We start from the raw sequence: 15001 nt of genomic DNA on the forward strand, positions 1-15001 counted from the left end.
CGGCTTACCTGCCGCCGCTGAAGCGCACCACGGCCTTGAAGCCGGGCTTCAATTCAAGGTCAGGGTTGGGCACGGTCAGCTCCACCGTGTAATAGGAAGGGCTGCCCACGCTCATATCGTTGGAGACCCAGGAAATCTCATTGACCGTGCCCGTGAATTTCCGGTTGCCCAGGGACGGGATTTCCACTTCGGCGGTGTCGCCTTCCTTGATGCCGCTCACTTCGGCCTCATAGACCGGCACCTGGATCAACACGGGATTGAGCTGCCCCACGCGAATGGGCATGGTACCGGCGGCCAGCACCGTGCCGGGATTGAGCGTGGAGTCCAGGGAAAGCACATAGCCCTTGATGGGCGAGGTCAGCACCAGAGTGACGGGCAGTTGTTCGCCCTCCTTGATGGGCACGCCGTAATAACCTTCCAGCTCCCTGAGGCGGGAAGCGAAGTTGCTTTCGGTCTTCTGGATGGTGGTGCGCAACAGCTCGATGCGGCGCTTGAGGGAGTCCACATCGTCCTCCAGCCGGGTCAGAGCCTGGCGGGAACCCAGGCCGGAGGCTACCAGCTGGCGGGCCTTGTTGCGCTGGGCCGTGGTCTCGGCCAGCTGCCGCTCAAAGTCCAGCACCTGGCCCTTGAGATTCTCAGTAGCCGCGCCGATGGTCACTTCGCGCTGCAAAATCCGTTCAGCTTCTTCCTGCAGATGGTAGCGCAGGAGCGGCGAGCCTTTTTCCACGGCGTCGCCGGACTTGACCAGCACTTCGTCCACTACCGCGTTAAAGGGGATGGGCACGGCGCGGGTTACGGTGGTGACCACCTTGCCGGTAAGGATGGTAGTGGACGCAGCGGATTCGGCGGCCAGGGCCGGGCCGGAGGCGACCGGCCAGAGGGCAGCCCAGAGCAGCGCGGCCAACGCGGCCAGTGCGGCACGGAAAATCCGGGACACACGGGTCGGGCGGCCCGGGCAATACGCGCGCTGAAGAAAACACGAAGGGGAAATAGGGGACGGCATCACATGAACTCCTTGGCGGGCAGGCCCAGGAAACGCTCTTGCAGCAGATTAGCGACGTACATCCATTCCAGATTAGCCAGCTTATATTCCAGCTCCGCCTCGATATAAGCGATGCGGGCGTTGGTCATGGCCTCCTGGCGCTCGGCCACCACGGGCAGCTGTTCCGTGCCTTCGTTGAAGGAAATGCGGGCTTCCTTGTACTGCAGCTCGGCCGTGCCGAAACGGGTCTTGGCCAACTTAAGCTGGGTTTCGGCCAGGGCCACGCGCTGCTCGGCCTGCAGCCAGGTATTGGAATAATCCGTGCGTTTGCGGGCCATTTCGTGGAAGGCCTGGGCCTTCTGCATGCGGGCGGTCTGCACGCCGCGATAGCGGCGGCCCCAGTCCAGCAGCGGGAAATCAAAAGTCAGGTGCAGGAAGGTATCTTCCTGGCCGCTGACCGGCTGGTACTGTCCGGCCGGGGGACTGTTGTTGATCTGAATGGACATGTCCGGGATATACTGGGCCCAGGCCACCATGATATTGTAGTCGCCCAGCTTGACCTGGGCGCGCAGCAGCAGATCGTCCTCGGTGGCGGGCCAGCGCTCTTCCCACTTCAGCCCGTGCCCGTCAAAACCGGCCAGAATCCCGTCGGCGCTTTCGGTATCCACGTTCAGGCGCTGCTGCGGCTCCACCCCGGCCAGGATCTTGAGCTGGGTGCGCTGCATGATCTCTTCCATCGTGGTCTTTTCGACGGTCAGCTCCAGTTCACGCTGGTGCTGGGTCGCCAGGTTGAGCGACACGCCCTGGCGTCCTTCCACGGACTCCACCTGCTGCCAGTAGGAGATCAGCTCCTTGCCCACAGGCAGGAGTTCCTTCTGGGCGGCCACAATCTTGCGCTGGGCCTGAAGTTTCAGATAAGCTTGGGCGATTTTGTAAACGGCTTCGCCGATGGCCTTGCGGTGCGTGGAAATGGCCAGATTGACCATGATCTTCTGCACCTGATGCTCGAAATAGGTGGCCACGGGATTGGGAAACGCGGCGTAAAAACCCACCCGCAACTTGGTCCGCCCGTAATCGCCGGGCGTATCCTTGCTGTCCATGTTCAGCCGGGTCAGGTTGTTGGAGACCTGCAACGTCATGCGCGGCTCGGGCAGATACTTCCAGACCGCGTCGGTGAGGGCCACGCGTTTGATTTCCAGGTTCACGGCGCTGTTGACCAACAGGGGCGACTGCTGGATGGTCAGGAAGACGCAGTCCTCAAAGCCGAAAGTTTTGCCCGCGTCGTACAGGTTGGGCACGGCGGCTTCCAGCTTGGTCTTGTTTTCCACGGGTACGCCCGGCGCTTCCTCCAGCCAGTGCCTGGCCGGCAGTTCCGGCGACTTGAGTCCGGCCTTGTTGGAAGCGCAGGCCGGGAAAAACAGGGTCAGGGCCATGAGCAGCGGCAGGAAGACGCGCGCTGACGGCGTGAGTAATGCGAAATGCGGCATCGGTGATTGACCCTTTGCGGGCTTGCGCCGGAAAACGGCGCCGCGCCATGTCAAGGTTGCGCAACGACGGCGGACGGCGGCTCCTGTTCAAGAGACGCCGTTTCCAGCCGGTCAAATTCCAGGTGATGGAGGGTCAGCAATACGCGCTCCCGCGCATCGGAAATCTGAGCGTCAAAGCGCTGCAATCTGCCGTCAGCCCAGGAACGCCGCAATTGCAGACGCCAAGGCCCCTTTGCCCCGCGCTCGCCGCCGAAACGGATGAAACCAGCCGCATTGAGCCGCCAGCGGCACAATTCGGCGGCCATGCCGACACCATCCGCGCGCACCGGGCCGTCCCCTTGCCGGGCCAGGGCCAGCGACGCGGCCTGCACGATCCCCTCCACCATATACAGGCAATCAGTATAGCCCCAATTCCCTTCGGGAGCAATGGGCTCTTCCGGTGTGGGCAAAGCGGCCCGGTACATATTTTCGGGCAGAACCGCAAAGCCGGACAGCAAACGCCAGGGAGCGTCCAGCCCCAGCGCATCGTAAAATACGGCCAATTCCTCCCGCCCCTCGCCGTCCACCGGCTTTCCATCGACGCCGTCAGCACCGGCGGCGGGCCAGAGCGGGGGTACTTCGGCGGGGGCGGCGGCCAGCAGCACCATGCCTTCAGCCACCGGCGCGTACTGCTCCGTATGGCGGCCGTTGTCCGTCAGTTGGCGGACAACGAGGTCCGCGCGGCACATACGGGTCATGACCCGGTCATGCATCAACCAGGGCCGGGCCTCCACAGTGAGACGGCATTCGCGGGTAATGCCGGTCGGCAGCGGGGGCGGCTCATGAAAGCGCACGTCGGACAGGCCGGTGACCGCCAACCAGGGCAGGAACAGGCGGGAACCTTCCAGCAGGGCCTGAAGGGCGCGGCTGGCCGGCAGCCAGGGCGCGGACGCCTGTACGGCATTGGAGCCCCGCCCGCCGTGGGCGGAAAGCGCCGGATCCGCGAAACGGGAAAACTGGCAGGCCCCCTGGAACAGGGTGGACGTGGGCCGGAGCGGCGGCCGCGGATCGGGAAAAACCAGCGGGAAAAACTCCGGCCTTTCCAGCAGGGGCAGAGCGCGCGGCGCGCAATCCGGGCGCAGGGCATTTTCCCGGCCCCAGATCACCCTTTCACAGTCCCCGCGCAACAGCTCGCGGGCCAGCATGTCGCCCAGTTCATTGAGCCCGGCCCGCCGGCCGTCATCCAGAAGCTCAACGGCGCGGCAGGCAAAGCCCCCCTCGCGGGCCAGGGCGCTCAGGCGGCCGGACAGGCGCGCGGACAAGGGCCCGGCGGCAAAGGCCCGCTCCACGGCGGCGGGCGTCAGGGGCACGCGATTGAAACAGCAGGCGTAGCGCAGCCCGTGCGCCAGCGCCGGGCGCAGGCAATCCTCCAGCAGGGCCGGAGCGGCGGCGTTGGCCTCGGACGCGGGCACGAAAAATACGCCGTCCACCCGCCCTTCCTCGGCGGCAAGTCGGCGGAAGGCCGTGCGCAGGCTTTCGGCGTCCGGCCTTGCGGCACAGGTAAAGTCCAGCGGTGTCAGACGCGCGCCCGCCTTGGCCAGGGGCGCGCAGACGTCCAGCAGGTCCAGGGGCGGCGCCAGCGTGCAGCCCAGCGGCGCAAGGCCGCTCAACAACTGCGGCAGCAGGTCCCGGTCAAAAACACAAAGTGCCACCACATCGCCGCGCCGCAACGGCAGTCCCTGGCCGCAGGGGTCCAGGGGCAGAGGGGAAGGACACGGCTTTACGGGCGATGAGGCATTACCGCCGTCCGCGTACGGCGGGCGGGGCGCAAAACGGCAGAGGGGCGCAAGAGCGCGGTTCCGGGCATATTCCGGCGCGTGCTCGTGTTCCGGACCGGACGCGGGCTCCCCGCTCTTCCGTTCCGCGTCGGCCTTTGCCCCGGTCAGCGCGCGGGCCAGATCTCCGATGGTCGCCACCTGCAAGAGATCCTCAAAATTGACGCTCAGGCCCAGGCGCTGTTCGGCCTCCTGGAGGATCAGGGGAAAACGGCTCGAACGCAGGGCCAGATCGTAGCGCAGGTCCATTTCGGGCCGCAGTTCCTCCACAGACCTGCCGCTGGCCTTCGCCAGCACTTCCAGCACAATGCCCATCTGGCCGGAAGTGACGCCGGACGCGGCGCGCGCCGGGGCGGCCGTGCCCGAAGCCGCCGGAACTTTGCCCGGCGCGGGACCTTCCCGCGCCGCTACGCTTCGCCCGCCCAGGGCCGCGACTCCGGCGCGGATGGCCGCGCGCGGCAGATGGCCCAAAGCATACAACCGGGCGCAGGCCTGGCGCAGGCCCTCGGTTTCCCTGCCCTTTCGCCCGGCGGAAAAACACAGGGCGCGCGGCTCGATATCCCCCACCAGACCGCAGAGAGTATCCTGCGGCCCCAGTTCCAGAAAATGGCGGATGCCGTCCCGCTCCCACATGGCGCGCACGCCTTCCACCCAGCGCACGGAATTTTCGTCCAGATCCGTGATGTAGCGGCAGATGTCCGGCTGCTCCCGGGGGTAAAAGCCGGTGGTGATGTCGCTGAGCATAGGCAGGCGCGGCGCGTGCATTTCAAGAGCGTTCAGCCGCCGCTGGGAAAGATCGCGCAGCACGCGCATGCTTGGATGATGAAACGCCAGGCTGACATTGAGCATGATGGCCGGGATGCGCCGCTTGCGCATATGCTTGCGGGCTTCCAGCAGGACCTCGCGCGGCCCGCTCAGAATGAACTGCCGGGGGGTATTGTAGTTGGAAACATAGAGCGCGGGCCAGGTTTTGCGTGCTTCCTCAATGACTTCAGCGTCGGCGTGCACGGCCATCATGCCGGTTTCGCGCGTGGCCTTTGCCTCCAGCTCGGCCATGTGCACGGCGCGGGTGTCCAGGATGTACCAGGCAACCTCCGGCTCATAAATGCCCGCGAAGCAGAGCGCGATAAGTTCGCCCAGGCTGTGGCCGCACATCAGGGCCGGAGCGAGCCCCAGCGAGACGAACTGGCTCCACTGGGCGTATTCCAGCAGAAAAAGGTAAGGGATCTGCCAGCGGGTAAGGCTGATCTTTTCCACATCCGTCTCGTCCATGAGCCCGAGCACATCCCAGTCGGCCACCGCCGCGATGCGCTCCATGGCCGCCCTGGCCGCCGGAAAATTGTCGTACAGTTCGCGCCCCATGCCCGGCCAAACCGCGCCCAGGCCGCAGCACATGACCGCCAGCGGCGGCGCCGGCATGGCCGGGGCGAGCCACAGGCCGCGCGTCTCCAGGGCGCTGACGGCCCCGGCGTCCGGGCTTGCGCCCAGGCTCAGAAGCTCCTGCCGCCAGAGCGGATTGATTCCGGCCAGCCGCCAGTCCAGACCGTTCTGGCGCAGATCCACATAGCGCACGCCGTCCAACACCAGCTCATCCGGCTCCCTGGTCTCCCGCGCGGCATTGCCGCCGAATGCGCCGACGACTCCGGCCAGGGCCGGGGCGCGGTCCGGGGAACTCACGGATGGTCCGGATGCCGAGGCTGACGCCTCATCCTCGGGCGGCAACCGGCGCAGGAGCAACGGCTCACAGATCCAGCCGCCGCCGACACCCGCTTCGTTCCCTTGCGGGCGGCAGAACACAAGAGCCAGCCGGGCATGCGTGTTTTCCGCCAGAAAACGGTCCGCCTCTTCCAGCAGTTCCGGGCTGAAATCCGTTGTCAGCAGGCGCGGCGCGCCGATAAGAGCCGAACCCGCCGCATCCCCGGCGAGAGCCTCTTGCAGGGCGCGGGAAAAAACAACAGCGTCCGTGGAAAAAGACCGGGAAGGAGCAATGCCGACCCAGAGGGCGGTGGGCGCGCCGCGCGCCGCGCCCAGGCGCAGCAGGCTCAGGCAAGGCGCGGCCAGGACAAGCGCGGCATCCGTCTCCGGACCGCCGACAGGCAGAAGGACGCGCCGGAAGGTTTCCAGCGCGAGCGACGCGGAAGGCGCGGCAAGGGAGGCGGTTATGGCATCGTCGTTGTGCATGGCGGCCTTTGAAGCGCCGCCGCAAAAGCGCGCGGAACATCCGGCGTGGTCTTGCGGAGCGGGCGAAAAATGCTAGGGCATATCCAGGCTGTTGTCCAGCCTGTGCCGCATTCCGACACGGCCGGGGGCCCCGGTCCGCCCGCGTCATGAACGCCGGCCCTCTCCGAAACCCGCCGGGCGGGCCGATATTTACTGCCGCTTTCAGCGCATTACGGGCTTGCCTTGCGTTTCGGCTTCAGCTATACTGAATCGTTACAAAGATGTGCCGAATCAGCGGCACTCCATCACGCCGGTCCCATATCCGGCAAATTCCGGACAATTCGCGAGGATAAGGCATGAAGAACAACCATTCCTGTCAGGCAGGCTCCACAGCGGCGGAACAGCGCGCCGTTGCGCCAAAGAGCTGCGCTTCCGGCTTCAACCGCATGCGTTCCAAACTCTCTTTCGAGCGGCTTGTGGAAATGGCCAGCCAAATGGGGATGGATAATCCTCTCTTTGTTTGCCACGATCGGGCGGCCAAGGCCACCACGCTGATCAACGGCAAGGAATTCATCAATTTTTCCACCTATGATTATCTGGACATCAACGCCCATCCCGAAATCACCGAGGCCGTGACCAAAACGGCCGGCATTTTCGGCACCTCGGCCGGAGCCAGCCGCCTGGTGGGCGGCGAGCGCCCGCCCCACCATGATCTGGAGCGCGCCCTGGCCGATCTGTATGAGGTGGAGGACTGCATCGTCTACGTCAGCGGGCACGCGGCCAACGTCTCCACCCTGGGCTTCATGTTCGGACCGCGCGACGCCATCTTTCACGACGGCCTGGCCCACAATTCCCTGGTTCAGGGAGCGCGCCTTTCCGGCGCCACGCGCTACTCATACGCCCACAACGACTGCGACGCGCTGGAGGAGATGCTTAAAGCCCACCGCGGCGAGCACAAATACGCGGTCATCGTTACCGAGGGGCTGTTCAGCATGGACGGCAACATCCCGGACCTGCCCCGGATCATTGAGCTCAAAAAGAAATACGACTGCATGCTCCTGGTGGACGAAGCCCACTCTTTGGGCGTGCTGGGCAAGACCGGGCGCGGCGCGCGCGAATATTACGGCATAGACCCCACGGACGTGGACATGTGGATGAGCACCTTGTCCAAGGCCATGTGCGGGTGCGGCGGTTTCATCGCGGGCCGCAGCGACCTGATAAAATTTCTCAAATACGGTTCGCCGGGTTTCGTATTCAGCGTGGGCATGCCCCCGGTCATTGCCGCGGCCTGCCGCAAGGCGCTGGAAATCATGCTGCGTGAGCCCGAGCGGGTGCATAAGCTCCAGCACATCAGCCGGTATTTTCTCGAATACGCCCAGAGCAAGGGCCTGGACACCGGCGCGGCCCAAGGCTATGCCGTCGTGCCCGTCATTGTCGGGGACTCCATGGTTTCCGGCTTCCTGTCCCAGCAGCTCTTCAAGCGGGGCATCTACGTCATGCCCGTCTCCTTCCCGGCGGTCAAAGAAGGCACGGCCCGGTTGCGCTTCTTTATTTCCGCGGCCCACACCGAGGAACATGTCCGCAAAACCCTGGATGCCGTGGTGGAAGAATTGCCCAACGCCCAGGCCATTGTGGAAAAATACCGGCGTGAGCATCAGGACGAAGCACAGGACGATTAGCATTCTTGCCCCGTCCGTGCCGTCCGATTCGGCGTTGACAGCAGCCTCGGCCGGACCGGCGCAAAACCGGTCCGGCCTTTTTTGCACTTCTTGCGGAGAATGCCATGTCCCGCTCCGAGGCGGCCCCCACAGCCGCGTCCCCAGACCCATCTTCCTCAGACGCCACACCTTCGGCCCGGCGAGGCGACGCCGTCACGCCCTTCTCTCTGGCCTATGTGCTGCTCTGGTTTCCTCTCTCCTCGGAAACCTTTATTTTCAGGGAAATCGTCCAGCTCATGGCCCTGGGCCTGCCCATCCACGTCTACACCATGTACGGCAAGGCCCTGAAAGGCTGCTCCCAGGAAATGCGGGACTTCCCAGGTCCGGTGCGCCGCATGGGGGCGACGGCCTTTTTCCGGATCTGGGCGGCGTTTTTCCGCGCCCTGCGGCGGGAACCGGGCAAGGTCTGGCGACTGCTGCGCGAAGGCTGCTTCCGCCGCATGCGCAATCTGGAGTCCATGGGCGAAAATCTCTGGTGCTTTATGGCCGGTTTTCTGCTGGCCGAACAGTGCCGGGCCGACGGCATCAGCCTGATCCATTCCTCCTGGGCCAACGGCCCGGCCACCGCGGCCTGGGTGGCCTCGCGCCTGACGGGCATTCCTTTTGCCTTCACCGGCAGAGCCGGAGACATCTATCCCCAGGACGGCCTGTTGCGTGAGAAAGCGCGCGACGCATTGTTCATCCGTACCAACAATCAGGCCAATGTAGGCTGGCTGCAAAGTTTCTGCCCGCCGCGGCAGCAGGACAAGGTGCGCCTGGTCTACAACAGCCTGACCTTTACCGAGCGGACGGAATGCGCCCTGCCCATGCGGCCGCCCTACCGCCTGCTGGCCGTGGGCCGCTTCGCGCGCACCAAGGGTTTTCCCGAACTGCTGACAGCTATGGCCCGACTGCGGCGCGAGCAGGTGCCCGTGCGGCTCACCCTGGTGGGCGACGGCGGCTGGCGGCGCAAGCTCATGGCCCTGCGGCGACGACTGCGCCTGACCGACTGCGTGGACATGCCGGGTTTCCTGCCCCATGACCGGCTGCGCGAATTCATGCAAAACCACGACATGCTGGTGGTGCCCAGCGTGGTGCACAGCAACGGCGACCGTGACGGCATTCCCAACGTGATCATGGAAGCTCTTTCCCACCGCATGCCCGTGGTGGCCACGGACGTCTGCGGCATCTCCGAAGTGATCCGCGACGGGGAAACCGGCCTGCTGGTGCCCCAGCGCGACCCGCGCGCCCTGGCCCTGGCCGTGCGGCGCATGCTGGAAGACCGGGAGCGGGCCCTGGGCATGGCTGAAGCGGGCCGCGCGCTGGTGGAACAGATGTTCGACAGGGATACGAACATCACGGCCCTGCGCGGCCTTTATCTTTCGGCCGATCGCTCCCGGCGGACGGAACAGGGCTGAGCCATGCGCCGACGCGAGACGTTGTACCTGGTGGTCAGCCTGGATGTGGAAGAGGAGGGGCTGTTCGGCGGCCGCTATGCCCGCCGTGCGCCGCGCGTGACCAATACCGCGCAGCTCTCCCGCCTGGCGCCCCTGCTGGAACGGGGCGTGCGGCCCACGCTTTTCTGCGCGCACAGCGTGCTGACCGACCCGGCCTCGCGCGCGATCCTGGCCCGGCTGCGGGACATGTCCGGCGCGGAAATCGGGGCGCATCTGCACCACTGGAACACGCCGCCCTTGGACCTGGACAGCCATGCGGGCGGGCAGTCGGATATGGCGGACGTGACAAACAGCGTGCCTGCGGCATCGGTTCCCGCTGCCCTGATGGCGGCCAAGCTGGGCACTCTGTTCCGGGTGGGCGAGGATTTTCAGGGCGCGCCCCTGACCTCTTTCCGCATGGGGCGCTGGGATCTGCACCGCGCGCATTGGCCTTTGCTGGCGCGGGCGGGAGTTTTGTGCGACGCTTCGGTGCGCCCTCTGCACTGCGCCAAAACAGGCGCGGATGGCGTCGCGGCCGGGCCGGACCACTTCAATGCCCCCAGCGATCCCTACTGGGTGCCGGTGGAGGGCAAACACATTTTTGAAGTGCCCCTGACGGTCACGCCGCTGCTTCGCCCCCTGCCCAAAATGCTGAGAGCCCTCCCCGACGGGCCGGATTCATGGGGCCGGGCCGTGCGGGCAAGCCTGCGGCACTGGGGGGCTCTGGCCCTGCTGCCCGTTGAGCACCCGCTCTGGGCCATGCGGGCCGTGACCAGTCTGTTCGCAGCCCGGGGGGGACGCGTGCTGTCGCTGACCTGGCATTCCTCGGAAATGCTGCCCGGCGGCGCGCCGCATCTGCCCGACGCAGCCTCGGTGGAACGGCTGATGACCAAAATCGAAGCCTATCTGGACTGGCTGCACGCGCATTGGGAGGTGCGCTGCCTGACCATGGACGGCCTGCGCCGGGAGCTGGGGAGCTCGGCGGCCTGCCCGCGTTCGGACGTCGCGTGCGACTGGACAACAGGGGCGGAACAGGAGAAAGAATCCGGACAAGGGGGAACAACTTGGGGAAGCGACCGAGGAGAACCCGCATGACGACAGAACAGATCAATCCATCCCCTCCCGGGGAAGGAAACCCCCTACCCGCCGGCCTGCCCCATGTGGCTTATGTGCTCTTGTGGTATCCGCTTTTTACCCAGCCCTTCATTTTCCGCGAAGTGGAAGGACTCAAGGAACATCTGCCTCTGACCGTCTACAGCCTGTATGCGCGCAATCTGCGCCACTGCTCCACGGAAATGCGGGCGGCGGCGGACAGTGTGCGCACCTTCGGGATCAAAGCCGCGCCTCTTTTCGCCCTGGAACTGCTGCGTCAGTTGCTGACCCATCCCCTGCGCCTGTGCCGCCTCTTCCGGCGCAGTATGTTCCGGCGTTGGCGCAGCCTTGAAACCTTTGGCGAAAATCTCTGGGCTTTCGGCGCGGGCCTGTATCTGGGCCGTCGGTTCCGTGAGGACGGCATTGACATGATCCATGCGCCGTGGCCGCGCGGCGCGGCCACGGCGGCTTGGGTGGCCGCCGACATCGCGGGCGTGCCCTTTTCCACGTCAGCGCGCGGCGACAATCTGGAACCAGCGGACCCGGACCTGGCGGACAAGTTGAGCGCGGCCCTTTTTGTGCGCGCCAACAACGCGGCGGACCAAGCCCGCATCGAAGCCTTTGACCGCAGCCAGGCCAGAGGCAAGGTAGCCCTGGTCTACAACAGCCTGACTCTGCCGCCGCCCGCCGTGGACTCCACGGCCTCCCGTTCCGGGGGCTGCACGCGGAAAACGCCGCGCCTGGAACAGGGCCCCGTGCGCCTGCTTGCTTTGGGTCGTTTCGACGTGACCAAGGGCTTTGACGTGCTGCTGACTGCCTGCGGCATCCTCCGGGAACGCGGCCTGAATTTCAGCCTGACCCTGGCCGGAGGCGGCGGCAAAGTCATGGGACTCGGGCATTTGGGCGCGCAGCTGGTCAAAATGCGCAAGGATCTGGGCCTGGAAAAACAGGTCGACATGCCGGGCCTGATTTCCCACAACGAACTGCCGCGCATTCTAGACGAGCATGACATCTTCGTGGCCCCCTGCGTGGTGCATGCCTCGGGCCGACGCGACGGCATTCCCAATACGGTTATTGAAGCACTGGCCTACGCCCTGCCGGTAATCAGCACCACGGTCAACGCGCTGCCGGAGGTGGTGCGCGACCACGAGACCGGCCTGGCCATACCGCCCGGCGACCCGCAGGCCCTGGCCGAAGCAGTGCTCCGGCTGGTCGGGCATCCGGAGGAAGCCCGGCGCATGGGGCGCAACGGCGCGCTGCTGGCCCGGGACATGTTCGATCCCCATACCAACAACCTGCGGCTGGCCGAGCTGTTCATCAGCTGGTACGCCCACTGGAAAAAAACATGTGCGGCATAGCTGGCATCTGTCGTCTGGACGGGGAAACGCTCTCCCCGGAAGCCGGAATCCGTGTCAAGGCCATGACCGACTGCCTAACCCACAGGGGGCCGGACGGCGAAGGCCTCTGGCAGGCCGGCCCGGTCTGCCTGGGGCATCGGCGGCTTTCCATCATTGACCTGACGGGCGGTGCCCAGCCCATGCACAGCGCCGACGGCCGCCTGAGCGTGACGTTCAACGGCGAGATCTACAACTTCGCCGAACTCAGGGACGAGCTGGCGGCGGGCGGCGCGCGTTTCCAAACCAATTCGGACACGGAAGTCATTCTGGAAGGCTACCGCCGCTGGGGCGCGGACTGCCTGACGCGCTTCGACGGCATGTTCGCCTTCGCCCTCTGGGACGCGGAGCGCCGACGCCTGTTCTGCGCGCGCGACCGCTTCGGCAAGAAGCCTTTTTTCTATACCGTCCAGCACGGCTGCCTGTACTTCGCCTCGGAGCTCACGGCCCTGGCCCGCGTGCCGGAGCTGACCCTCACGCTGGACCCGCAGGCCGTCATGCGTTACCTGGCCTACGAATACGTGCCCACGCCCCAGACCGTTTACGGCGAAGTCCGCAGCCTGCCGCCCGCCCATCTGCTGCTCTCGGGACAAAGCGACGTCCGCCTGGAACGCTATTGGGACATGCCCGTGCCCGACGAAGCCGACCCCAGGGATGAAGGCGAACTCTGCCGGGAGCTGAACCATCTGCTCTCCCGCGCCGTGCGCCGCCGCATGGTCAGCGACGTGCCGCTGGGCGTCTTTCTCTCGGGCGGCATTGACTCCTCCATTGTGGCCGGGCTCATGGCCCGGCAGTCCGCCACGCCCATCAAGACTTTTTCCATCGGCTTCACCGAAGCCAGCTACGACGAATCGCGCTATGCCCGCATCGCGGCGCGAGCCTTCGGCACGGACCATCACGAGCGAATACTCTCGGCCGAGGAATGCGCGGACGAGCTGCCCGGCATCGTCAGCCGCATGGATGTGCCCATGGCCGACGCCTCGGTAGCGCCCACCTGGCTGCTCTCGGGCGTCACCCGCGAGCATGTCACCGTGGCCTTGGGCGGAGACGGCGCCGACGAACTCTGGGCCGGGTATGAGCACTATATCGGCTTCAAGGTGGCGGAGTGGTACAACGCCCTGCCCGCCTTTGTCCGGCGCGTGATCATCGAACCCCTGGCCCGGCATCTGCCCGCCTCGGCCGGGTATATCAATCCGCGCCTGGCCGTGGCTACGTTTCTGCGCGGGGCGCACGCCCCGGCCTGGCAGCGGGTGCAGACCATGCTCACGGCCTTCACCCCGGAGATGCAGCGCGAAATCCTGGACACACCCTGGCTGGAAGCGCACGGCGACTTTCTGCGGTCCGACCGGCTTTTCGCTCCCACGCGCGAGCAATACGAGCACTGGCTGCCGGAAAGCGCGGCGGCTCCCCTGGCACGCGCCTTTCACGTCTATGTCCGCCAGTTCATGCTGGACGACATCCTGGTCAAGGTGGACCGCTGCTCCATGCTCCATTCCCTGGAAGTGCGCGCGCCCTTCCTTGACCGGGACGTGGCCGAATTCGCGGCCCGGCTGCCCGTGCGCCACAAGCTGCACGGCTTCAAGCGCAAGTATCTGCTCAAAAAGGCCTTTGCCGACCTGCTGCCGCCGGAGATTCTGCACCGCAACAAGCGCGGCTTCCAGATTCCGGTGGCGGCCTGGCTGCGCGGGCGGATGCGCCCGCTCATGGAAGATCTGCTCAGCGAAGCACGCCTGCGCGGGCAGGGCATTTTCAATCCCCGTGCCGTGCGCGCGCTCATGGACGAGCATATTTCAGGCCGGGCGGATCTGCGCAAGCCGTTGTGGACGCTGCTGGTCTTCCAACTCTGGTGGCAGGCCAGAAAAAACAATTGAGCCTTTTGCCCCTGACGGCGTTGGGCTTCGCAACGCCGTCGACAAAAAATCTCGCTTGGCCCGAACCTTGCCAGCGCACATGCCATGCTTATATTTTATAGTCGTTACGATAGAGAAGACGCGCCCCAGCGCATTTTGAAGATAAGGAGAATGTTATGACCAGCCAGATAAAAACAGTTCTTCTGCTGGCCTTGCTGTCCGGCATCATTATCGTGCTGGGCGGCCTGATGGGCGGCCGCACCGGCGTGATCATCGCCTTCGGCCTGGCCCTCGTGATGAATGTGGGCAGCTACTGGTACTCGGACAAAATCGTGCTTTCCATGTACCATGCCCGGGAACTGGCCCCTGAGGAAGCCCCCTATCTGCACCGGATTGTGGAAGAGCTGGCCCGCAATGCCGGCATTCCCAAGCCGCGCGTCTGCGTGGTGCCGGAAGAGGCCCCCAATGCCTTTGCCACGGGCCGTGATCCGCAGCATGCGGTGGTGGCCGTGACCGAGGGCATCATGCGCCTGCTTTCGCCCGAGGAGCTGCGCGGCGTGGTAGCCCATGAAGTGGGCCATATCGTCAACCGCGACATCCTCATCCAGACCGTTGCGGGCGTGCTGGGCTCGGCCATTGTGACCCTGGCCAACATCTTTCAGTTCACCGCCATTTTCGGCGGCAACCGTGACGGCGAAGGCGGCGGCAATCCCATCGGCGCGCTGGTGTTGGCCCTGCTCGCGCCCATCGCGGCCGGGCTGATCCAGATGGCCATTTCGCGTTCGCGCGAATACCTGGCCGACGACACGGGCGCGGAACTGTGCGGCCAGCCGCTGGCCCTGGCCGGAGCCCTGGCAAAGCTGGGCGCGGCCAGCGGAAGGATTCCCATGCAGGAGGGCAATCCCAGCACGGAGCAAATGTTCATTGTGGCGCCCATGTTCAGCATTGACGGCAGCATGGCCAACCTGTTCAGCACGCATCCGCCGCTGGAGGAGCGCATCCGGCGTTTGCAGGCCATGGCCGCCGCCCGGCGTTAGGAGCTGTTTCTAAATAAGGATTTTTGTGGAAAATCCGCACCGCCCACCATCC

The 15001-nt window shown here is 65.4% G+C and carries 9 protein-coding genes; 6 read left to right on the plus strand and 3 right to left on the minus strand.

The genetic code is table 11. From position 1 onward, the window contains the following. Nucleotides 1-4: 4 nt before the first annotated feature. The 3 genes from HMPREF1022_RS09925 to HMPREF1022_RS09935 are packed head-to-tail and all read right to left on the minus strand — an operon-like array spanning nt 5 to nt 6464. A complete protein-coding gene (locus HMPREF1022_RS09925; protein WP_009302999.1) occupies nt 5-1003 on the minus strand; it encodes an HlyD family secretion protein in 999 nt (332 codons plus the stop codon). After that, nucleotides 1003-2469, minus strand: a complete 1467-nt coding sequence (locus HMPREF1022_RS09930; protein WP_009303000.1) for a TolC family protein — start codon at nt 2467-2469, stop codon at nt 1003-1005. The genes HMPREF1022_RS09925 and HMPREF1022_RS09930 overlap by 1 nt, the downstream gene beginning before the upstream one ends. A 50-nt stretch (nt 2470-2519) precedes the next feature. Next, a complete protein-coding gene (locus HMPREF1022_RS09935; RefSeq protein ID WP_009303001.1) occupies nt 2520-6464 on the minus strand; it encodes an acyltransferase domain-containing protein in 3945 nt (1314 codons plus the stop codon). A 335-nt stretch (nt 6465-6799) separates the two neighbouring features. Here HMPREF1022_RS09935 and HMPREF1022_RS09940 point away from each other — a divergent pair, with 335 nt between their 5' ends. The 6 genes from HMPREF1022_RS09940 (at nt 6800) to HMPREF1022_RS09965 (ending at nt 14949) form a co-directional block, all read left to right on the plus strand. Continuing rightward, complete coding sequence (locus tag HMPREF1022_RS09940; protein WP_008683446.1) at nt 6800-8122, plus strand: aminotransferase class I/II-fold pyridoxal phosphate-dependent enzyme; 1323 nt, start codon at nt 6800-6802, stop codon at nt 8120-8122. A 104-nt stretch (nt 8123-8226) separates the two neighbouring features. Next, nucleotides 8227-9558, plus strand: coding sequence for a glycosyltransferase family 4 protein (locus HMPREF1022_RS09945; RefSeq protein ID WP_009303002.1), 1332 nt, complete (start codon nt 8227-8229; stop codon nt 9556-9558). A 3-nt stretch (nt 9559-9561) separates the two neighbouring features. Then, entirely contained in the window at nt 9562-10671 is a 1110-nt protein-coding gene (locus tag HMPREF1022_RS09950; RefSeq protein ID WP_009303003.1) for a polysaccharide deacetylase family protein, read from the plus strand. Further along, nucleotides 10668-12026: a glycosyltransferase family 4 protein gene (locus HMPREF1022_RS09955; RefSeq protein WP_009303004.1), complete on the plus strand. Its 1359-nt coding sequence runs from the start codon at nt 10668-10670 to the stop codon at nt 12024-12026. Before HMPREF1022_RS09950 ends, HMPREF1022_RS09955 begins: the two co-directional genes overlap by 4 nt. Continuing rightward, nucleotides 12014-13933, plus strand: coding sequence for an asparagine synthase (glutamine-hydrolyzing) (gene asnB / locus HMPREF1022_RS09960; protein ID WP_009303005.1), 1920 nt, complete (start codon nt 12014-12016; stop codon nt 13931-13933). Before HMPREF1022_RS09955 ends, asnB begins: the two co-directional genes overlap by 13 nt. A gap of 155 nt (nt 13934-14088) precedes the next feature. Continuing rightward, nucleotides 14089-14949 carry a zinc metalloprotease HtpX gene (locus HMPREF1022_RS09965; protein ID WP_008683441.1) on the plus strand — a complete coding sequence of 287 codons (861 nt, stop codon included), beginning with the start codon at nt 14089-14091 and terminating at the stop codon, nt 14947-14949. Nucleotides 14950-15001: the final 52 nt, after the last annotated feature.

Source organism: Desulfovibrio sp. 6_1_46AFAA, assembly GCF_000224635.1.
In the GTDB taxonomy this organism is placed as follows: Bacteria; Desulfobacterota; Desulfovibrionia; order Desulfovibrionales; family Desulfovibrionaceae; genus Desulfovibrio; species Desulfovibrio fairfieldensis.

Excerpts from the sequence above, each read along its gene's own strand:
- HMPREF1022_RS09925 (WP_009302999.1), bottom strand. The coding sequence starts at position 1,003 with ATGCCGTCCCCTATTTCCCCTTCGTGTTTTCTTCAGCGCGCGTATTGC.
- HMPREF1022_RS09930 (WP_009303000.1), bottom strand. The coding sequence starts at position 2,469 with ATGCCGCATTTCGCATTACTCACGCCGTCAGCGCGCGTCTTCCTGCCG.
- HMPREF1022_RS09935 (WP_009303001.1), bottom strand. The coding sequence starts at position 6,464 with ATGCACAACGACGATGCCATAACCGCCTCCCTTGCCGCGCCTTCCGCG.
- HMPREF1022_RS09940 (WP_008683446.1), top strand. The coding sequence starts at position 6,800 with ATGAAGAACAACCATTCCTGTCAGGCAGGCTCCACAGCGGCGGAACAG.
- HMPREF1022_RS09945 (WP_009303002.1), top strand. The coding sequence starts at position 8,227 with ATGTCCCGCTCCGAGGCGGCCCCCACAGCCGCGTCCCCAGACCCATCT.
- HMPREF1022_RS09950 (WP_009303003.1), top strand. The coding sequence starts at position 9,562 with ATGCGCCGACGCGAGACGTTGTACCTGGTGGTCAGCCTGGATGTGGAA.
- HMPREF1022_RS09955 (WP_009303004.1), top strand. The coding sequence starts at position 10,668 with ATGACGACAGAACAGATCAATCCATCCCCTCCCGGGGAAGGAAACCCC.
- asnB (WP_009303005.1), top strand. The coding sequence starts at position 12,014 with ATGTGCGGCATAGCTGGCATCTGTCGTCTGGACGGGGAAACGCTCTCC.
- HMPREF1022_RS09965 (WP_008683441.1), top strand. The coding sequence starts at position 14,089 with ATGACCAGCCAGATAAAAACAGTTCTTCTGCTGGCCTTGCTGTCCGGC.